Below are 20,335 nucleotides of genomic sequence, written 5' to 3' on the forward strand. Positions count from 1 at the left end.
ATCACATGGAACAGATCCGCATTCGCGGCGCTCGCACGCATAACCTCAAGAATATCAATCTCGATTTGCCGCGCAATAAGCTGATCGTGATTACCGGCTTGTCCGGCTCCGGCAAGTCGTCGCTGGCCTTCGACACCTTGTACGCGGAAGGCCAGCGCCGCTACGTCGAATCGCTGTCGGCCTACGCGCGCCAGTTCCTGCAACTGATGGAAAAGCCCGACGTCGACCTGATCGAAGGTTTATCGCCCGCCATCTCCATCGAACAGAAGGCAACGTCGCACAACCCCCGTTCCACAGTCGGCACCGTGACGGAAATCCACGATTATCTGCGCCTGCTGTATGCGCGCGTGGGCACGCCCTACTGCCCCGACCATCCGGAAAACGCGCTGGCTGCCCAGTCCGTGTCGCAAATGGTCGACGCCGTGCTGGCCATGCCGGAAGACACCAAGCTGATGATACTGGCGCCCGTCGTCGCCAACCGCAAGGGCGAACACGTGGACTTGTTCGAGCAGATGCAGGCGCAGGGCTTCGTGCGCTTCCGCGTGCAGAGCGGCACGCATGCGGCCAAAATCTACGAAGTCGATGACCTCCCGAAATTAAAAAAGACGGAAAAACACACAATCGACGTCGTCATCGATCGGGTGAAGGTGAACCAGGACATCAAGCAGCGCCTGGCGGAAAGTTTCGAGACGGCTTTGCGCCTGGCCGATGGCCGCGCCATTGCCTACGAAATGGATACCGCCCAGGAGCATGTGTACTCCAACAAATTCGCCTGCAATGTGTGCGGCTATTCCCTGCAGGAACTGGAACCGCGTCTGTTCTCGTTCAACAACCCCATGGGCGCCTGCCCGGAATGCGACGGCCTGGGCCACATTGAATTCTTTGACCCGAAACGCATCGTCGCGTTCCCCAACCTGTCGCTGGCTTCGGGCGCCGTCAAAGGCTGGGACCGCCGCAACCAGTTTTATTTCCAGATGCTGACGAACCTGGCCGCCTTCTATGAATTCGACCTGGACATGCCGTTCGAGCAGCTGGACTTGAATTCACAGCAAGCCGTGCTGTACGGTTCCGGCAAGCAAGTGATTCCGTTCAGCTATGTGAACGAACGGGGCCGCACCGTCATCAAGGAACACACGTTCGAAGGCGTGGTCAACAATCTGCAGCGCCGCTACCGCGAGACGGACTCGATGGCCGTCAAGGAAGAATTGGCCAAGTTCATCAATGAAAAATGCTGCCCTTCATGCGATGGCGCGCGCCTGCGCGTGGAAGCGCGCTTCGTCAAGGTCGGCACGGGCAAGCAGCAGCGCGCCATTTATGAAGTGGCGGAAAAACCGCTGCGCGAAACCCTGGAATTCTTTGAAAAGCTGAAACTGACGGGCGCCAAGAAAGAGATCGCCGACAGGGTTGTGAAAGAAATCATTTCGCGCCTGAAATTCCTCAACAACGTGGGCCTCGACTACCTATCGCTGGACCGCAGCGCCGACACGCTCTCCGGCGGCGAAGCACAGCGCATCCGCCTCGCATCGCAAATCGGCTCCGGTTTGACGGGCGTCATGTACGTGCTCGATGAACCGTCGATCGGCTTGCACCAGCGCGATAATGACCGCCTGATCGAAACCTTGAAACACTTGCGCGACATCGGTAACAGCGTGCTGGTGGTCGAGCATGACGAAGACGCCATCCGCACGGCCGACTACATCGTCGACATGGGCATCGGCGCGGGCGTGCACGGCGGCGAGATCATCGCCGAAGGCACCCTGCCCGACATTTTAAAAAACAAGAAATCGCTGACGGCGCAGTACCTGAACGGCAAGCTGAAAATCGCCGTGCCGGCCAAGCGCCACGCCAGCAATCCGGAAAAGCAGCTGGTCATTACTGGCGCGACGGGCAACAACTTGAAAAAAGTGTCGCTGAGCTTGCCGGTGGGCTTGATGACGTGCGTGACGGGCGTGTCCGGCTCGGGCAAGTCGTCGCTCGTCAACGATACCTTGTACCCTGCCCTGTCGCGCCATCTGTATGGTTCGCAGACGGAACCGGCGCCGCACGACTCGATCAGCGGCCTGGAGCACTTCGACAAGGTCATTTCCGTCGACCAGGCGCCGATCGGCCGCACGCCGCGCTCGAATCCCGCGACCTACACGGGCTTGTTCACGCCGATCCGCGATTTGTTCTCCACCGTGCCGACGGCCAAGGAACGCGGCTACAGCGCGGGCCGCTTCTCGTTCAACGTGAAGGGCGGACGCTGCGAAGCGTGCCAGGGCGATGGCGTGATCAAGGTCGAGATGCACTTCTTGCCCGACGTCTATGTGCCGTGCGACGTGTGCCACGGCAAGCGCTACAACCGCGAAACCCTGGAAGTGCAATACAAGGGCAAGAACATCACGGAAGTGCTGGGCATGACGGTGGAAGAGGCACATGAATTCTTCAAGCCCGTGCCCTTGATCGCGCGCAAGCTGCAAACCCTGCTCGACGTGGGCCTCGGCTACATCAAGCTGGGGCAAAGCGCCACGACCTTGTCCGGCGGCGAGGCGCAGCGCGTGAAATTGTCGCTGGAATTGTCCAAGCGCGACACGGGCCGCACCCTGTACATCCTCGATGAACCGACGACGGGCTTGCATTTCCACGACATCGATTTGTTATTAAAAGTCATCCACCGCCTGCGCGACCAGGGCAACACCCTCGTCATCATCGAGCACAACCTGGACGTCATCAAGACGGCCGACTGGATCGTCGACCTGGGTCCGGAAGGTGGCGCCGGCGGCGGCCAGATCATCGCCACGGGCACGCCGGAAGACGTGTCACTGAACCCGGCCAGCGTGACGGGTAAATACCTGGGGCCGCTGCTCAAGCAATAAGGACGGCAGCGCAATAAAAAACGGCGCGGATTGCTCATGCAATCCGCGCCGTTTCTCTTTTGATAGCACCCCAGTCATTGCCGGCGTGTCATTTATCGCACGCCAGTCTTTGCCGGCGCGTTTCTCCCCCACTACAACTCTCAACACCTGACAAGCTACTGCGCTAGTCAGGTGCCGCTTTACGCTAACTTAGTTACGCACTCAGCCGCTTTTCCAGCGCAGCCTTGTTATCTGCCAATTCTTGCGGCAGATGATACGCGAGTTTTTCAAACAACTGCGTATGCAATTTCAATTCTTCCACCCACGCGGCCTTGTCGATCGAGGTGATGGTGTCGAACTGTTGCTGCGTGAATGGCAAGCCATCCCAGTTCAGGTCGCCATACTGCGGCGTCGTGCCGAACAGGTTTTCCACGCCGCCCGCCTTGCCTTCTATGCGGTCCAGCATCCATTTCAGCACGCGCATATTGTCGCCAAAGCCAGGCCAGACGAACTTGCCCGCCTCGTCCGTACGGAACCAGTTGACGCAATAGATCTTCGGCAGGGCAGCCGGGTTGACCTTGCCCACCTTGACGCCCATGTCCAGCCAATGCTGGAAGTAATCGCTCATGTTATAGCCGATAAACGGCAACATGGCAAATGGATCGCGGCGCACGACGCCCATCTGGCCCACGGCCGCAGCCGTCGTTTCCGAGCCCATGGTGGCGGCCATGTACACACCTTCGACCCAGTTGCGCGCTTCCGTGACCAATGGCACGGTGGTCGAGCGGCGGCCGCCGAAGATGAAGGCCGAGATCGGCACGCCGGCCGGATCGTCCCAGGCCGAGTCGATCACGGGGTTTTGCGTTGCCGCAACAGTAAAGCGCGCGTTCGGGTGCGCGGCCTTGGTACCGGACGCCGGCGTCCAGTCCTTGCCTTGCCAGTCGATCAGGTGGCTAGGTGCTTCCTTGGTCAAGCCTTCCCACCACACGTCGCCGTCGTCCGTCAGCGCCACGTTGGTGAAAATCGTGTTGTCGCGCATGGACGCCATGCAGTTGTAATTGGTTTTTTCGTTCGTGCCCGGCGCCACGCCGAAGTAGCCCGCTTCCGGGTTGATCGCATACAGGCGGCCATCGGCGCCAGGCTTGATCCAGGCGATATCGTCGCCGATGGTGGTCACTTTCCAGCCATTAAAACTTGCCGGCGGGATCAGCATGGCGAAGTTGGTCTTGCCGCAAGCCGATGGGAACGCTGCCGCGACATAATGCTTCTTGCCTTCCGGCGATTCCACGCCGAGGATCAGCATGTGTTCGGCCAGCCAGCCCGGATTGTTGTCGGCAGCTTGCGCCTCCTGGTAGCCCATGTTCGAGGCGATGCGCAGGGCGAAGCACTTCTTGCCCAGCAAGGCGTTGCCGCCGTAGCCCGAACCGAAAGACCAGATTTCGCGTGTTTCCGGGAAATGCACGATGTACTTGGTGCTGTTGCACGGCCATTTCACGTCGGCCTGGCCGGCGGCCAGCGGGGCGCCCACGCTGTGCACGCACGGCACGAACTCGCCATCGGTACCGAGCACGTCGTACACGGCACGGCCCATGCGGGTCATGATCTTCATGTTGACGGCGACATACGGCGAATCGGACAGTTCCACGCCGATGTGCGCGATTGGCGAACCCAGCGGGCCCATCGAGAATGGCACGACGTACATGGTGCGGCCACGCATGCAGCCATCGAACAGGCCGTTCAGGGTGTGACGCATTTCGCCAGGTTCGGTCCAGTTATTCGTCGGGCCGGCCGCTTCTTTCGTTGCCGAGCAGATATATGTGCGGTCTTCGACGCGGGCCACGTCGCTCGGGTCCGAGCAGGCCAGGTAGGAATTCGGGCGCTTTTCCGCATTCAGTTTTTTCATGGTGCCGCTGGCAACCATTTCAGCGCACAGGCGCTCGTACTCTTCTTGCGAGCCATCGCACCAGTAGATGCGGTCCGGCTTGGTCAGCGCGGCAATGTCGGCCACCCAGTTGATCAGTTTCTGTTGTTTAATATAAGCTGGGACGTTGAGTGCGGCGACGCCACCCATGACGGGCTGATTCATATTACCTCCAATACCAATAAAAGAAATTCTGGTCATTCCGCAAGACAGGCAGCATCGTTGAGAGGTGGCTGCGGCTCACTGCGGGCGGCGTGCTCACGCGGGCAGGGCTCTGGTGTCGTTTACCTGGATCATGCACCCAGGCTGCGGGAACAGTTTGCGCTATCACTATAATCAGGAAGCTTCAAAAGTGCCGGCGATTGTACACCCGCCAAACGGCTATTCTCGCAAAAATGTAGGAGAATAGCCTGACTAATGTAGTAGGCTATTCAGCATTTCCCGTATCCTGTTATTTCCCTACCAAATCCTTACTAAAATCGGCCATCCACCATGAAAATTGCCATACTCGATGATTACCAGGATGCCGTGCGCGGCCTCGATTGTTTCCAGTTGCTCGATGGCCACGAGGTCAAAGTGTTCAGCAATACAACACGAGGCCTGGGCCAGCTGGCGATCCGCCTGGCGCCGTTCGACGCGCTGGTGCTGATCCGCGAACGCAGCAGTTTCAACCGGGCATTGCTGTCGAAACTGCCGAACCTGAAACTGATTTCGCAAACGGGCAAGGTCAGCGGGCACATCGACGTGGCTGCCGCCACCGAGCTGGGCATCGCCATCGCGGAAGGCATCGGTTCGCCCACGGCGCCGGCCGAACTGACGTGGGCGCTGATCATGGCAGCGCAGCGCAAGATCGTGCCGTACGCGCAACATTTACAGGAAGGGCTGTGGCAGACGTCGTCGCTGGAGCCACAGCGCAATACGCTGGGCACCGTATTGAAAGGGCGCACCCTGGCGATCTGGGGCTATGGCAAGATCGGTCAATTGATCGCCGGCTATGGCCGCGCCTTCGGCATGACCATCCTCGTGTGGGGCAGCGAAGCGAGCCGCGCGGCGGCCGTGGCGGCCGGCGATACGGCGGCGGCATCGCGTGCAGCCTTCTTCGAGCAGGCCGACGTGCTGAGCTTGCACTTGCGCCTGTCCGACAAGACGCGCGGCCTGGTAACGGCAGAGGACCTGGCGCGCATGAAGCCGACGTCCCTGTTCGTCAACACCAGCCGCGCCGAGCTGGTCGCCGAGGGCGCGCTGGAAGCGGCGTTGCCGCTGGGACGCCCGGGCGCCGCGGCGCTGGACGTGTTTGCGGATGAACCCTTGCCGCCAGGTTCGCCGCTCTTGCAGCTGCCGAACGTGCTGGCCACGCCGCACCTGGGCTACGTCGAGCGTGACAGCTATGAACTGTATTTCCGCTACGCCTTGCAAAACATCGTCGATTTTGAACGTGGCCAATGCACGCGCCTGCTCAACCCCGAGGTGTTGACGCATGCGCGGCAAAGCCCTCAGGAGCGCTGAAATCCCTTGATGAGATCGGGCTCGCCCGTGATGCGGATGGCGGGCGCCGGCAGCGCGTGCCGGCCGCGCCACAGGCCGGCCCAGCCGGGCGGCCAGGCGATATCCGGCCCGCTGTACGGCGCCACGCCGGCGCGCACGGCCACCACCGGCACGGGCGGCATGTCTTGCAAGGGTTCGCCTGCGGTGCGCTGCATGTCCAGGCTGTACATGTAGTGGGGTAATAAAGCGTCGCAGACGCGGCCAAACCACTCCGTGTGGTCGTCGTCGCGTCCCAGCGCCTGCGCCAGCCCCTGCGGGTCGAACCGGGCCAGCGCATCGATCAACTCGCCGGTGGAGGCGCCGGGCGTATCGCCCCAGCCCATCACGGGGTTGACGTTGTAATCGGCGCCCGAGCCATACCAGCCTTCGCGCCAGGGCCGCTGCATCCAGTCGCGCGGCCCTGTAAACAAATGCCAGCGCCAGTGCAGGCCGGAAGGCTTGGGCCAGGAATACAGATACAGCTTTTGATAGCCGGCCTGGTGCAGCTCGCGCACCATGGCCATCAGGCGCGCGTGCGGCATGCGGTCCGGCGGCGCGCGGCGAAACAGGATTGCTTCGCCATCGGCGAACTGCACGTCGTCCGTCGACAGGTTCAAATCCAGGGTCCGCGCCTCGCTGCCGAATCGGGCGGCGATCCAGCCCGTCAGCAAATTGACGGACGTGATCACCCCGTAGCCGCGGTGGCGGTGAAAAATGACGGTGCCGGGAGCGAGCGCTTTCATACGGAGTCGGGGGTGGCAGGCAAACAAAGAAACCAGTGTACTCACAGATGACCAAATTTTCCAGATGCGGCGCCATTCACGCAAGGGCGCCAATCCACGATATCATGCGCGTCATTCTCCACTGACATCGTGACCACATCATGACTTTGCGCATACTCGCCACTGGCGGCACTTTCGACAAACACTACAACGAATTGAACGGTACCCTGGGCTTTTCCGACAGTCATTTGCCGGCAGCGATTGCCCGCGCGCGCATGACGGCGCCCGTGGCACTGGAGCAATTACCCCTGCTGGACTCGCTCGACATGCAGGATGCGGACCGCCAGCGCGTGCTGGCCTCGTGCCGCGCGGCGCAGGAGAAAGCCATCGTCATCATCCACGGCACCGACACCATGCGCGAAACGGCGCAAGTGCTGGGCGCGGCGAACCTGCAGCAAACGGTGATTTTGACGGGCGCCATGATTCCCTACGAAATCGACAACTCCGACGCCCTGTTCAACCTGGGCTTTGCCTGCGGCGTGGCACAAACCTTGCCGGCAGGCGTGTACGTGGCCATGAATGGCCAGATCTTCGCCTGGGACAATGTGCAAAAGAACCGCGCCGCCGGCGTATTCCAGCCCTTGTAAGCCGATGGCCCGACAGGGCAAAAAAACAGACCGGCACACGGCCTGACCGACACTCTGTCACAATTCGACCAGCCCGCTTTTAGCGGGCTTTTTTACATATTTTCACCTGGCATAAATTCTGCAATTCCTTAGTTTTCATCAAATTATTGCAGGCAGAACATCAAATTGCCAATACAATAATTTAATGTTGTATAAAAACGCCATTGATCATTTTTTAAAACAACGATATTTATAAATATAAACTTTATATTTAACATTTAAATCAAATATTCTTCAGTATCTCGAATTTATTGCCAAATCCGACACGGTTAACCTGCATTTTTTCTTGCTGAGACGACATAATGTTCGCCTCGACAAGTTAAAAGTGCATTTATAACAATATTGCGCTAAGTAGTCTTCCACTTCCCACCGACGTGGTTCCGCCTACCGTACACGCCTCCGCTGGCCATCTACCCGATGGCTTGAGCGGTGCTCGTGTACTGCTTGTCGTTATTAAAACTACTACGGAGTAATTGTTACAATGGCATTTAAAGAAAAAATCGGCGTACGCAGCGTGCGCCTGGCCCTGACCGTTCTGGCAGGTAGCGTCTTGTTCTCCGGCCAATCCATGGCGGACGAAGCAATCCAAAAAGTTGAAATTACCGGTTCGAGCATCAAGCGTATCGCCGTCGAAGGCGCATTGCCTGTGCAGCGCCTGTCGCAAGAAGCGATCGCCAAATCGGGCGCCACGTCGGTTGCCGACCTGATCCAGGCCCTGCCAGCCATGCAAGGCTTCACCATCGGCGCAGTTGCTGCCGGTTCTGATTCGGGCGGCAATACCAGTGCATCGCTGCACGGTATCGGCGAGTCCTACACCCTGGTGTTGTTGAACGGCCGCCGCATCGCGCCACAAGGTTCCGGCACCACGGTCAACCTGAACGCCATCCCGATGAGCGCCGTTGAGCGCGTCGAAATCCTGACCGACGGCGCTTCGGCCCTGTACGGCTCGGACGCCATCGCCGGCGTACTGAACTTCATCCTGAAGAAAAACCAGCAAGGCGCCACCCTGGAAGCCACCTATGGCGGCCCGGAAGACAAGGGCGGCAACGCCTGGAATACCAGCGTCACCTACGGTTTCGGCGACCTGGACGAAGACCGTTTCAACGTGCTGCTGTCCTACCGCCACGACGAGCAGTCGAAACTGGTAGCGACCGATCGCAAATTCGCCGATACCTCGTTCGTGAAATTCAACCGCGGCGGCAAGAACTACATCTGGGACCGCACCAGCACATCGGCTTCGCCAGCAGGCGCCACTGTTGCCTACAAAACGAAGAACAGCGCATCGACTTCCTTCACGCCTTACTTGCGGCAAAACGGAAATTGCCCTGACGACTCCTTCGTCACGACCGGCAATGCACGCGCTTGCGGCTTCGACACGGGTTCCACCGTGGAAATCGTGCCGCAATCGAAACGCGACAGCCTGTTTTCCAAAGCAACGTACAAGCTCAATGACAGCCTAAACGCGTTCGCCGAACTGGCCTACTCGCGCTACGACCTGACGGCGCGTATCGCCGCCAACCCGATCCCCATCTCGATCGCGCAAACGGTAAAAAACCCTAAAACCAACGTTGACGAGCTGGTGTTCAATAATCCAGCTGCCTACGCGACATACGTGCAACCTTACCTGACGCCAGCGCAACAGGCTGATATCAAATCGGTCACGGCCAACTACCGCAGCACCGACTTCGGTTTGCGTGCAAGCCAGACCGTTACCCAAACCAAGCACATGGTGGTTGGCGTGGAAGGCGAACTGGGCGCGTGGAACTTCGAAAGCGGCCTGACCTGGTCGCAAAACTCGATCGACGAGCGTTACACCGGCGGCTACGCGACAAATCAGGGCTTCAATGCGATCCTGGCCAATCCGGATTTCGATGCGTTCGCGTTGGGCCAAAAGCCATCCGTGCAAGCGCAAGTCGCCGGCGCGCAGTTCGTCGGCTCCGTGCGTACCGCATCGACCACGATGCGCGGCATCGACACGCACGGTTCGCGTGAATTGTTCTCCTTGCCAGGCGGCAAGGCCAGCCTGGGTATCGGCGGCGACTACCGCACCTACCGCTATGAGCAGTCGCCAGGCGCCACCGGTGACGACATCTACAGCTTCAACACGAAAGCTGCCTACGACATGAGCCGCGACACCTACGGCGCGTTTGTCGAGTTGCTGGCACCGTTGACCAAGTCATTCGAAATGACCGTCGGTGGCCGTTACGATGCCGTCAAGGCGATCGATGACAAACTGAACAGCAAAACTGTCGGTAAAAAAGACAGCGCCAATACCTACAAGGTATCGGCACGCTGGCAGCCGGTACAAACCGTGCTGATCCGCGGCTCCTACGGCACGGGCTTCAAGGCGCCAAGCATGCTGGACATCGCTCAGCCACTGGTCAATGCTGGCTTTACCGCCAAGAAATTTACCTGCCCATATCCAGGTACCGAGTTCTGCCGCGGCGAACCAATTCAATACAACGCCGTATCGGAAGGCAATCCAGAACTGCAATCGGAAAAATCGAAACAGTTCACCCTGGGCTTCCGTGTTGAGCCTAGCTCTGCCTTCTCGTTCGGCGCCGACCTGTGGGATGTGAAACTGCGCAATGCCGTCTCGGAAATCACCGAAGATCAGGCATTTGCCGATCCGGTCAAGTATGCGACGAGCTTCGATTACTACAAGGAGCCATCGACCGGCAATACCTACTACGCGTTCAAGAAACTGTCGGTCAACGTCGGCAAGAAGGAATACCGTGGTATCGACTGGGATCTGTCGGCCAACCACAAGTTCTCCTTCGGCAAGCTGACCGCCCAATTGAGCGGTACGCACATGTTGCACGCGAACTACACCAAGGCGGGCAGCAACAACGTGTTCACCAGCAACATGAACTTCTTCGGCGACACCAACGAAGTCACGTTCCGCAACCTGATGAAGCTGACGACGACCCTGGATACGGGCCGCCTGAGCAACACGGTCACGGTCAACTACCGTAACGGCTACACCGATGCGGCAGCAAGCGTATACAACGAGGACACCAAAACCAAAATAGACGATTTCCGCCTGCAAGTACCGTCGTACACGACGTTCGACTGGCAAGCACGTTTCGCCTTTGACAAGCAAACCACGATCCGCGCAGGCATCAAAAACCTGTTCGACCGTGCGCCACCGCTGTCGCTGCGCGCTTCGTCGGGCCACCAGGTTGGTTTCGACCCACGCTACGCCGATCCAATGATGCGTTCGTTCTACATCACCGGCAACTACAAGTTCTAATGTGACGTTTTGAATTAGCTTGTCCGAAAGCGCCTTGCACTTCACCGTGCAAGGCGCTTTTTTTTATGCCGAAACATATTACGCAGACGAAAAAAAGGAGCCGCAGCTCCTTTTTTGTACCGGCATGACTGCTGTTACGCCGTCGCTTCGCCACCCAATGCTACCACCACGTCGGCCATCAGCTTGGAGAGCTCGCCCGTCATCAGCATCACGTCGCCGTCGAAACGCTCTTCGTCGTTCTTCGTGCTCGATTCCGTTTCCTTGATCACGTCCAGCGGCTTGACGCTCTTGATGGCCAGGGACTCCGTCAGCACGAACGAGATCTTGTCGTTCCACGTCATGGCCAGGCGCGTGCACTGCTTGCCGGCCGCGATGTGGCGGCGCACGTCGTCCGCTTCCAAGGTGTGGCGCACATAGCGCACGGTGGCCTTGCTTTCACCCGTGGCGCGCAATTCCGTATCCATGTCGACCGTGAAGCCGGCCGGCGCATCGTCGGCCTGCAGCCATTCCGTCATCACCGCCACGGGCGAGCGCTGCACGCGCAGGCTTTCCAGCGGCAGTTTGTCGACGGCTTTCAACAGCAGCTTGATGACTTCATCGGCTTTCGCCGGGCTGGCGGCATCGACCACCAGCCAGCCATTGACGGGGTCGATCCACGTCCAGACGTTGCTGCGGATGCTGAAGGCGCGCGGCAGCAGTTCGTCGGCCACGCGTTCCTTCAATTCCTTCATGGCCTTCTTGCCTGGGGCAAAGCCTTGCGCTTCTTCCATCTCGGCAGCGCGGGCCTTGGCCACCTGATTGATGACGGTCGCTGGCAGCAGTTTCTTTTCCGTGCCCAGCAGGATCAGCATCTGCTTGTTGACCACGTGGACCAGGCCGCCGTTCGGGCGTGGCGTATCCCAGCCCTGGCGCATCAGATCCATGCTGGTCGCCGGCGTAAATTTGTTCGAGGACAGCGCCTCTTCCAGTTGTTCTGGCGTGTAAGCCCACGGTGCGGGCAGGCGGTAAATCTGAAGATTCTTGAACCACATAGTTTTTGTCTTCCGTTTGTTTCAGTAGTGCCAGGGGAACGCCATTCTACACTTTCAACACGGAAATGCCGTCAAAAGCGCGGACTGGCGCGGTGTTGTTGCTGCGTGGGGAATGCCGCTACAGGGCGGGAAACAGCTCCGCCTGGGCCGGCGCCTGCCGCGTCACGAGGGCAGGGTCGGACAAGGTGGAGATGCGCACGCCCAGCAGGCGGATTTTTTTGTCAAATGGCACGCGCCGCAAGCAATCGCGGCTGGCGCGCAGGATGGCGGCGGCATCCGCCGTGGCACTGGGCAAGGTGACGTCGCGCGTGACGGTGCTGAAATCCTCGAAACGCAGCTTGATGCCCACCGTGCGCCCCGCCAGCGATTGTTTGTCGAGGTCGCCCGCCACGCGCGTGCACAGGCTTTCCAGCTTTTCCGACAGGGTGGCGCGGTCGCGCACCACCTGCAAGTCGCGCTCGAACGTCGTTTCACGACTGACGGACTTGGTTTCCCGGCTCGTCTGCACGGGCCGGTCATCGATGCCCAGCGCCGCCTGGCGCAGCCAGCCCGTGTACAGGTCGCCGAACTGCGTGCGCAGCATGGCCATGTCGGCCCGGGCCAGCTCGCCGATGGTGATGATGCCCAGTGCTTCCAGCTTGGCCGTCGCCTTGGGGCCGATGCCGTTGATCTTTTTCGCCGGCAAGGGCCACACGCGCGTGGCGACATCCTCCGGGTGCAGGATGGTCAGGCCGTCCGGTTTTTCCAGGTCGGAACAGATTTTCGCCAGCAATTTGTTGGGCGCCAGGCCGATCGAGCACGACAGGCCCGTGGCCTCAAACACGGCCGCCTTCAGGCGGGCCGCCATGGCCGGCGCCTGCTCGCCGTATTCCGTCAGGTCGACATAGATTTCATCGATACCCACGTTCTGGATGATGGGACACAGCTGGGCCACGGCCTGCTTGAAGCGGGCCGAATAGTCGCGGTAAGCTTCAAAATCGGCCGGCAACAGGATGCTGTCGGGCGCCAGCTTGGCCGCCTTCATGATGCCCATGGCGGAAAAGACGCCGAACACGCGCGCCGCATAGGTCGACGTGGTGACGACGCCGCGCCCCACGTAGTCGCGCATGCGCGCAAACTGCCGCGTGCCGTCTTCCTGCAGCACGGGCTGCTGCAAGCGCCCGCCGCCGATGACGACGGCTTCGCCGCGCAATTCCGGATATTTCAACAATTCCACGGAGGCAAAGAAGGCGTCCATGTCCAGGTGGGCTATCCAGCGGCGCGGTTCGGAGGGTACGGGGGCAGATGCGGTCAAGGACACCTCGCGGCGAAATACTGTAGTTATATACAGTATCGCTGGAAATGCCCGTGGATGCAAGCTGAAACGCACGCGCACGGCGGTTGCTTTTCTCAATAGCAAGATTACAATCCTGACACAACTATTCAAAGGAGTCGCCTTGTCCATCACCCATCACGCTGCGCGCCGCCGGTCCGCCTGGTTATCCATCCTGCCGGCCCTGCTGCTGTCCACGCTGGCGCCATCCGCGCTGGCCGCTGACGCCGCCACCATGTCGGCCCCCGTTGCCGCCAAGACGGCCTGGCAGGAAACGCGCCACGGCACCGTCGTCACGGACGACTACCGCTGGCTGCAAAAGAAAACCGATCCTGCCGTGATCGACTACCTGAATGCGGAAAACGCCTACACGGCCGCCGTCACGGCACCGATCCAGCCGCTGGCCGACAAGGTGTTTGCGGAGGTCAAGGGGCGCATGCAGGAAGTGGACTTGTCCGTGCCTGCGCGCCAGGGCAATTTCTACTATTACACGCGCATGGAAGCGGGCAAGCAATACCCGATTCACTGCCGCCGTCCCGTCGGCGCCAACGGCGCCTACGATGCGCAGGCGCTTGAGGAAATCCTGCTGGACCAGAATCAATTGGCCGAAGGCCACAAATTCTTTGCCGTGCGCGCATTTGCCATCAGCCCGAATGAACAACTGCTGGCCTACACCACCGACACGACGGGTTTCCGCCAGTACGAGCTGCACGTCAAGGATTTGAAGACAGGCAAGCTGCTCACGGACACCATGCCGCGCGTGACCTCGCTGGCGTGGGCGGCCAACAACGCCACCCTGATGCTGGCGCAGGAAGACGCCACCACCAAGCGCTCGGACCGCGTGTTCCGCCTGGCCCTGGGCGGCGCGCCGCAACAGGTTTACCACGAACCGGTGGAACAGTTCGCCATCCACGTGGACCGTACGCACGACAAGCAGTTCTTCGTGCTCACCTCGGGCAGCACGGATACGAGCGAAGTGCTGCTGCTGCCAACGAGCAAGCCGCAAGGCAGTTTCCAGAGCGTGCTGAAACGCGAAAAAGGCCACCGCTACATCGTCGAGCACCGCGACGGCCAGTTGTATATCGTCACCAATAAAGATGCGAAGAATTTCCGTGTCGTCAGCGCGCCGGTGACCGCCCCGCAGCCGAAGCACTGGAAGAGCGTCGTGCCGCATAACAAGGATGCCGTGATCCAGTCCATCGACGTCTTCCAGGGCTACCTGGTGGTGATGGAAAAGGCGCGCGCCCTGAACCGCGCGCGCATCTACGATTTCGCGCATAAAAACTGGAAGACGGTGCAGTTCGACGACCCTGTCTACCTGGCAACATCCGTCGGCACGCCGGAGTTTTCCGCCACGCAATTTCGCATGTCCTACCAGTCGCCCGTCACGCCGCCCACCGTCATCGACGTGGCGATGCAAGACGGCAAGCGCACGGTGCTGAAGCAACAGGAAATCGTCGGCGGCTTCGACGGCAGCCGCTACACGACGCAGCGCCTGTGGGTGACGGCGCGCGATGGCGTGCAAGTGCCGCTGTGGCTCGTCTACAAGAAAGGCGTGAAGCTCGACGGCTCGGCGCCGCTGCTGCTGTACTCGTATGGCTCGTATGGCATCTCGACGGAAGCCACTTTTTCCATCAGCCGCATCAGCCTGCTGGAACGGGGCGTCATCTATGCGCAGGCGCATATCCGCGGCGGCACGGACATGGGCGAAGCGTGGCATGAAGACGGCATGCTGATGAAGAAGAAAAACACCTTCAATGACTTCATCGACAGCGCCGACTACCTGGTGCGCGAAAAATGGACGAGTCCGAACCGCCTGATCATCCAGGGCGGCAGCGCCGGCGGCTTGCTGATGGGCGCCGTCGTCAACATGCGTCCCGAGCTGTTCCACGCCGTGCACGCGGCCGTACCGTTTGTCGACGTGATGAACACCATGATGGACGCCAGCCTGCCGCTGACGACGGGCGAGTACCTGGAATGGGGCGACCCGAACCAGAAGGCGGCCTACGACTACATGCTCAGCTACTCGCCATACGACAACATTGCGCGCAAGAATTACCCGGCCATGCTGGTGACGACGGGCCTGAACGACAGCCAGGTCATGTACTGGGAACCGGCGAAATACGTGGCCAAGCTGCGCGCGTATAAAACGGACGGCAATCCCCTGCTGCTGAAAACGAATATGGGTGCCGGCCACGGCGGCGCTTCGGGCCGCTATAACGCCATCGCCGAGAACGCATTCAATATGGCATGGATGCTGTCGCAGTGGAATATCACGGAATAATGTGAAAAAAGCGCTTGCACAAGGATTTTACCCGTCCTATAATAGCGCCTCTTCCAGACGTGGTGACAAACGTCGGGATGGTTTTCTGAGACAAGCATTGGGTGCTTAGCTCAGTTGGTAGAGCGGCGCCCTTACAAGGCGTAGGTCGGGAGTTCGAGCCTCTCAGCACCCACCAAATCAGAAAACTATCCAGTGCTTCATGGATCAGCAATACAGATCATACGAGCTTGGAGTGGTAGTTCAGTTGGTTAGAATACCGGCCTGTCACGTCGGGGGTCGCGGGTTCGAGTCCCGTCCGCTCCGCCAATAAAAGAAAAGCCCTTTGGTTCTCTGAACCGAAGGGCTTTTCCCATTTCAGAACAAGAAAACACATCAACACTCCCTACCGTGAACATTTTTGCGCTTTTCAGCAAAAAAACTGCCGTTCGCCCTCAAGAATAGTTGCACAAGCACGAAAGCGCCCCCTATAATAGTGCCTCTTCCAGACGTGGTGACAAACGTCAGGATAGTTTTCTGGGTATGCGGGTGCTTAGCTCAGTTGGTAGAGCGGCGCCCTTACAAGGCGTAGGTCGGGAGTTCGAGCCTCTCAGCACCCACCACCAATACAGAAAATTATCCAGTGCTTCATGGATCAGCAACACAGATCATACGAGCTTGGAGTGGTAGTTCAGTTGGTTAGAATACCGGCCTGTCACGTCGGGGGTCGCGGGTTCGAGTCCCGTCCGCTCCGCCAATAAAAGAAAAGCCCTTTGGTTCTCTGAACCGAAGGGCTTTTCCCATTGTGGGGTCAGACCCACAACACCGCTAACACAGAGTGTTACGCCAACGCTCATGGGGGTCTGACCCCAGCTGTTAGAATCAGCGCTACCCCGACTCCGCTCCTGCCTGATGCGCCTGCCCCGCAGCCTTTCCCCCTATCTTGCCCTGCGCTTGCGCCTGGCCCATCATGCTTTGCTGCAATTTGCCGCCAGCCTGGCCAGTTCCATGGAAATTCTCGTGTTCCTGGCCGGCCCCGTCTTGCTGGGCTTGCTCAGCGTCATCGCCCTGCCCGGTTTTCTCGCCGTCACCCTGCCCTGGCCCGCCGCGCTTGGCCTGCTGGGTGCGCAAGTGCTGCTCACGTGCCTGCCCGCCTGGCTGCTGCGCAAGCGATTGTTGCCCGCCAACATAGCCGCCTGGCTGCGCCAGCTGCCCTTGCCGCCGCGCCTGCGCTGGCAAGCCGATATCGCCGTGGCCGGCCTGCTGATGCTGCCGCTGGGCGTCGCCTATGCCGTCTCGGCCAGCATCTGGCTGGTGCAGTCGCCGCCCTGGTTGCGCCCGGTCGCCGCGCCCGGCATGGCCGCCACCGTCGCCGTCTGGCTGCTGGCCTGGCTGCTGACGACGCTCATCGTGGCGCAGCGCCTGCGCCCGCCGCAGCCCGCACAAAAGGCGCGCCCGCCAACGATGACGGCATACGTGCCGCAACGGCCCCGCTGCGCTACCCTGTTCCTGTGGCGCCAGCTGTTCTGGCTGCCGTTCTGGCGCAACGAGAATGTGATCGGCCTGCAGCAAAGCCTGCTGCTGGCCACGGCTGGCGCCAGCATGCTGGGCTGGCTGCTGCGCACGCCCCTCGTGCCCGCACCGCTGCTCGGTTTGCTGGCCAGCGCCAGCCTCATCATTTTGACGGACCGGGGCGACAAGGCCGTGCGCGAGCAGATCGCCGTGCTGCGCCCTACGCTGAACGCCTGGCCCGTCGCCAGCACGGCCTTGACGCGCCTCGCTTGCGCGGCCAGCCTGCTGCCACCGTTTGCCGTGCTGCTGGCAGGCGCGGTCTTGTTGTACTGCATCGATCCCGCTGCCTTGCAGCAGCGCGTGACCCGGGTCTACGCCATCGCGGCCAGCCTGGCCCTGCTGGCCATCGTCGGCCTGCCCCGCCTGACGGCGCGCGGGCGCGTCGCCCTCGTCGTTTTCTCCATCCTTGCCTTGAGCGCCATCGGAAGCGAATTATGGAATTGAATGCCACCTCTCCCGTGCTGCACGTCGAGCACCTCGATTTTCACTTCCCCACGCACAGCGTCTTCCAAAGTTTTAGCCAGCAATTCGGTCCCGGCGTCACCTGGCTGCGCGGCGCGAACGGGGCCGGCAAGACGACCCTGCTGAAGCTGGCGGGCGGCGCCCTGCTGCCCGCGCGCGGCGCCATCCGCCTCGATGACGTCGACAGCGGCTTCATGCCGCTGGCCTACCGCGCGCAAGCGTTCTATTGCGGCGGCGATGCGCCCGCCCTGCCCTGGCTGCAAGTGCACGAGTTTCTCGACCTGCACCTGGCCCTGTATCCGGGCAGCAACGAGTCCCTGCTGAACGACGAGCTGAGCGCGTTTTCCTTGCTGCAGACCTTGCAGCAAAGCATCACCGCGCTCTCGCTGGGCCAGCACAAAAAGCTGCAACTGGCGCTGGCCCTGGCCTTGCCCGTGCGCCTGCTGCTGATCGATGAGCCGTTCAACGGCCTCGACGCGGCCGCCATGGCGCATCTGCGCGCGCGCCTGTCCGAGCCATCCCGCCTGGCGCGCCAGTGCATCGTGCTGACCAGCCATTTGGCACCGGACGTGCCGCTGGCGGCGACAGTGCAATTGTGAAATAGGCCTTTGCAGATCAGACAAGAAACGCTTAGGATGCCGTGTTGCAAAAACCGGCGATCCCGGTGCAGCCACAACGACAACACGGCGCGGCTACTCGCTGCGCCTGGCTTATTCTTGGAGATGACTATGTTGAACACCCACCGCAGCGCCCTGGCGATACTGTGCGCCACCCTCGCCACCTCGGCCATCGCAGCTGGGCCCACGGGCACGGCCGCCGACTATGGCAGCAGCGCCTCGCACGCCGCCGCCCAGCGCAGCATCGAGCTGCAGCCCGACACCCGCCACATCAACGTCACGCGCGGCGAAACCGTCACCATCGCGCGCGCCGGCCAGCGTTTTACGTGGCACGTGCAAACTTTTAACCATCAAACGACATTCGCCCTGGCCGAGATCGCGCCGAAGGACATGGCCGTCGATGGCGTGCAAGTGTATGTGGCCGCCAATCCCCTGTACGCGGGCAGTTGAGTTTCTTCTACACGTAAAAAAACCGGAGCAGCCTCGCGGCCGCTCCGGTTTTTTTTCGGCGTGCAGATTTACGCCGTCAATGCTTCTTTTGCCGCCGATTCATCAACCACTTCCTCGTCGTCCGAGCGGATCAGGTGGTCAAAGGCGGACAGGGCTGCCTTGGCGCCTTCGCCGGTGGCGATGATGATCTGCTTGTACGGCACCGTGGTGACGTCGCCGGCCGCAAACACGCCGGGGATCGAGGTCTGGCCGCGGGCATCCACTTCGATTTCGCCGTGGCGCGACAGCGCTACCGTGCCTTTGAGCCATTCCGTGTTCGGCACCAGGCCGATTTGCACGAAGACGCCTTCCAGCTCGACCTTTTTCGACTCGCCGCTGACGCGGTCCGTGTAGGAGAGGCCATTGACGATCTTGCCGTCGCCGTGGATCTCGGTCGTTTGCGCCGAGGTGATCACGGTCACGTTGGGCAAGCTGTGCAGCTTGCGTTGCAACACCGCATCGGCACGCAGTTCCGCGCCGAACTCGATCAGGGTCACGTGTTTCACGAGGCCGGCCAGGTCGATCGCCGCTTCCACGCCCGAGTTGCCGCCGCCGATCACGGCCACGCGCTTGCCCTTGAACAGCGGGCCATCGCAGTGCGGGCAGTAGGCGACACCGTGGTTGCGGTATTCCTTCTCGCCCGGCACGTTGATTTCGCGCCAGCGGGCGCCGGTGGCCAGGATGACGGTCTTGGCTTTCAGCACGGCGCCATTGGCCGTTTCAATCTGCACCAATCTGCCCGGCGTCAGTTTCGCGGCGCGCTGGGTGTTCATGATGTCGACTTCGTATTCCTTGACGTGCTGTTCCAGCGCCACGGCGAACTTCGGACCATCGGTTTCCTTGACGGAAATAAAGTTCTCGATGGCGAGGGTGTCGAGCACCTGGCCGCCGAAACGCTCGGCCAGCACACCCGTCTTGATGCCTTTGCGGGCCGCGTAGATGGCCGCTGCCGCGCCGGCAGGACCGCCGCCGACGATCAGTACGTCAAACACATCTTTCTTGTTCAACGCTGCCGCCTGGCGGGCGCCGGCGTTGGTGTCGAGCTTGGCGAGGATTTCCTCGACATTCGTGCGTCCCTGGCCAAAGTGTTCGCCATTGAGGAACATCATCGGCACGGCCATGATTTGCCGCTCTTCCACTTCTTGCGGGAACACGCCGCCATCGATGGTGGTGACCTTGATGCGCGGGTTGATCACCGCCATGGCATTCAAGGCTTGCACCACTTCCGGGCAGTTATGGCAGGAGAGCGAAATAAACGTTTCAAATTCGTAGTCGCCGTCGAGGTTGCGGATCTGCTCGATCACGGCCTCGTCGAACTTGATGGTGTGGCCGCCCACTTGCAGCAGCGCCAGCACCAGGGAGGTAAATTCGTGGCCCAGCGGTACGCCGGCGAAACGCACGCCGATGTCCGAGCCTGCACGGTTGATGCTGAACGACGGGGCCCGTACGCCAGCGTCAAGGCGCTCGACCAGCGTGATCTTGTCGCTCAACAGGACTATCTCCTGGAGCAATTCCTTCATCTCGCGGGCTTTTGCGCTGTCATCGAGAGAAGCGACCAGCTCAAGCGGATACACCACTTTTTCCAGGTAGGATTTCAGTTGGGTTTTGAGGGTTGCATCTAACATGATTTTTTCTTCCTTTACAAATATTTA

General features: G+C 60.5%; 13 protein-coding genes and 4 tRNA genes. 12 read left to right on the forward strand and 5 right to left on the reverse strand.

From position 1 onward, the window contains the following. Positions 1-5: 5 nt before the first annotated feature. Positions 6-2,855 (forward strand): excinuclease ABC subunit UvrA, encoded by a 2,850-nt coding sequence (uvrA, locus tag CLU90_RS17510; RefSeq protein WP_100428529.1) that lies wholly within the window; start codon positions 6-8, stop codon positions 2,853-2,855. A gap of 193 nt (positions 2,856-3,048) precedes the next feature. Here uvrA and CLU90_RS17515 read toward each other — a convergent pair whose 3' ends face one another. Continuing rightward, positions 3,049-4,920, reverse strand: a complete 1,872-nt coding sequence (locus CLU90_RS17515; protein WP_100428530.1) for a phosphoenolpyruvate carboxykinase (GTP) — start codon at positions 4,918-4,920, stop codon at positions 3,049-3,051. 327 nt (positions 4,921-5,247) lie between these two features. Here CLU90_RS17515 and CLU90_RS17520 point away from each other — a divergent pair, with 327 nt between their 5' ends. Next, entirely contained in the window at positions 5,248-6,261 is a 1,014-nt protein-coding gene (locus CLU90_RS17520) for a D-2-hydroxyacid dehydrogenase family protein (protein WP_100428531.1), read from the forward strand. Here CLU90_RS17520 and CLU90_RS17525 read toward each other — a convergent pair. Next, positions 6,249-7,022 carry an L-asparaginase gene (locus tag CLU90_RS17525; protein WP_092717488.1) on the reverse strand — a complete coding sequence of 258 codons (774 nt, stop codon included), beginning with the start codon at positions 7,020-7,022 and terminating at the stop codon, positions 6,249-6,251. The two genes, CLU90_RS17520 and CLU90_RS17525, sit on opposite strands and share 13 nt — an antisense overlap. 140 nt (positions 7,023-7,162) lie before the next feature. Between CLU90_RS17525 and CLU90_RS17530 the strand changes: the two genes are divergently transcribed. Together CLU90_RS17530 and CLU90_RS17535 are read left to right on the forward strand one after the other, a co-directional pair. Beyond that, positions 7,163-7,648 (forward strand): asparaginase domain-containing protein, encoded by a 486-nt coding sequence (locus tag CLU90_RS17530; RefSeq protein ID WP_034781194.1) that lies wholly within the window; start codon positions 7,163-7,165, stop codon positions 7,646-7,648. A 520-nt stretch (positions 7,649-8,168) separates the two neighbouring features. Further along, a complete protein-coding gene (locus tag CLU90_RS17535; RefSeq protein ID WP_092717485.1) occupies positions 8,169-10,940 on the forward strand; it encodes a TonB-dependent receptor in 2,772 nt (923 codons plus the stop codon). Between the two features lie 134 nt (positions 10,941-11,074). Here CLU90_RS17535 and CLU90_RS17540 read toward each other — a convergent pair whose 3' ends face one another. Together CLU90_RS17540 and dinB are read right to left on the reverse strand one after the other, a co-directional pair. Then, positions 11,075-11,971, reverse strand: a complete 897-nt coding sequence (locus CLU90_RS17540) for a recombination-associated protein RdgC (RefSeq protein WP_092717482.1) — start codon at positions 11,969-11,971, stop codon at positions 11,075-11,077. A gap of 118 nt (positions 11,972-12,089) precedes the next feature. Then, positions 12,090-13,265 carry a DNA polymerase IV gene (dinB, locus tag CLU90_RS17545; protein ID WP_100428532.1) on the reverse strand — a complete coding sequence of 392 codons (1,176 nt, stop codon included), beginning with the start codon at positions 13,263-13,265 and terminating at the stop codon, positions 12,090-12,092. A gap of 142 nt (positions 13,266-13,407) precedes the next feature. Between dinB and CLU90_RS17550 the strand changes: the two genes are divergently transcribed. From CLU90_RS17550 to CLU90_RS17585, 8 genes are all read left to right on the forward strand, one after another. Continuing rightward, the gene (locus tag CLU90_RS17550; RefSeq protein WP_100428533.1) at positions 13,408-15,567 is read left to right on the forward strand and encodes a S9 family peptidase; all 2,160 of its coding nucleotides are present in this window, start codon (positions 13,408-13,410) and stop codon (positions 15,565-15,567) included. A 99-nt stretch (positions 15,568-15,666) separates the two neighbouring features. Then, positions 15,667-15,742, forward strand: a tRNA-Val gene (locus CLU90_RS17555). 54 nt (positions 15,743-15,796) lie between these two features. After that, positions 15,797-15,873 (forward strand) — tRNA-Asp (locus CLU90_RS17560). A gap of 217 nt (positions 15,874-16,090) precedes the next feature. Further along, a tRNA-Val gene (locus CLU90_RS17565) sits at positions 16,091-16,166 on the forward strand. 57 nt (positions 16,167-16,223) lie between these two features. Then, positions 16,224-16,300: transfer RNA gene (locus tag CLU90_RS17570), tRNA-Asp, on the forward strand. Between the two features lie 155 nt (positions 16,301-16,455). Further along, positions 16,456-17,559: a hypothetical protein gene (locus tag CLU90_RS17575; RefSeq protein ID WP_100428534.1), complete on the forward strand. Its 1,104-nt coding sequence runs from the start codon at positions 16,456-16,458 to the stop codon at positions 17,557-17,559. Next, positions 17,550-18,176, forward strand: a complete 627-nt coding sequence (locus CLU90_RS17580) for an ABC transporter ATP-binding protein (protein ID WP_092717470.1) — start codon at positions 17,550-17,552, stop codon at positions 18,174-18,176. Before CLU90_RS17575 ends, CLU90_RS17580 begins: the two co-directional genes overlap by 10 nt. Positions 18,177-18,305: 129 nt before the next feature. After that, complete coding sequence (locus CLU90_RS17585) at positions 18,306-18,644, forward strand: CzcE family metal-binding protein (protein ID WP_157808850.1); 339 nt, start codon at positions 18,306-18,308, stop codon at positions 18,642-18,644. A 68-nt stretch (positions 18,645-18,712) separates the two neighbouring features. On the opposite strand, the gene ahpF is transcribed toward CLU90_RS17585, so the two are convergent. Next, complete coding sequence (ahpF, locus tag CLU90_RS17590) at positions 18,713-20,308, reverse strand: alkyl hydroperoxide reductase subunit F (RefSeq protein ID WP_100428535.1); 1,596 nt, start codon at positions 20,306-20,308, stop codon at positions 18,713-18,715. Between the last annotated feature and the right edge of the window lie 27 nt (positions 20,309-20,335).

This window comes from Janthinobacterium sp. 67 (assembly GCF_002797895.1).
Taxonomy (GTDB): Bacteria; Pseudomonadota; Gammaproteobacteria; order Burkholderiales; family Burkholderiaceae_D; genus Janthinobacterium.

Coding starts and splice junctions, on each gene's coding strand:
- uvrA (WP_100428529.1), top strand. CDS start 6: ATGGAACAGATCCGCATTCGCGGCGCTCGCACGCATAACCTCAAGAAT.
- CLU90_RS17515 (WP_100428530.1), bottom strand. CDS start 4,920: ATGAATCAGCCCGTCATGGGTGGCGTCGCCGCACTCAACGTCCCAGCT.
- CLU90_RS17520 (WP_100428531.1), top strand. CDS start 5,248: ATGAAAATTGCCATACTCGATGATTACCAGGATGCCGTGCGCGGCCTC.
- CLU90_RS17525 (WP_092717488.1), bottom strand. CDS start 7,022: ATGAAAGCGCTCGCTCCCGGCACCGTCATTTTTCACCGCCACCGCGGC.
- CLU90_RS17530 (WP_034781194.1), top strand. CDS start 7,163: ATGACTTTGCGCATACTCGCCACTGGCGGCACTTTCGACAAACACTAC.
- CLU90_RS17535 (WP_092717485.1), top strand. CDS start 8,169: ATGGCATTTAAAGAAAAAATCGGCGTACGCAGCGTGCGCCTGGCCCTG.
- CLU90_RS17540 (WP_092717482.1), bottom strand. CDS start 11,971: ATGTGGTTCAAGAATCTTCAGATTTACCGCCTGCCCGCACCGTGGGCT.
- CLU90_RS17575 (WP_100428534.1), top strand. CDS start 16,456: ATGCGCCTGCCCCGCAGCCTTTCCCCCTATCTTGCCCTGCGCTTGCGC.
- CLU90_RS17580 (WP_092717470.1), top strand. CDS start 17,550: ATGGAATTGAATGCCACCTCTCCCGTGCTGCACGTCGAGCACCTCGAT.
- CLU90_RS17585 (WP_157808850.1), top strand. CDS start 18,306: ATGTTGAACACCCACCGCAGCGCCCTGGCGATACTGTGCGCCACCCTC.
- ahpF (WP_100428535.1), bottom strand. CDS start 20,308: ATGTTAGATGCAACCCTCAAAACCCAACTGAAATCCTACCTGGAAAAA.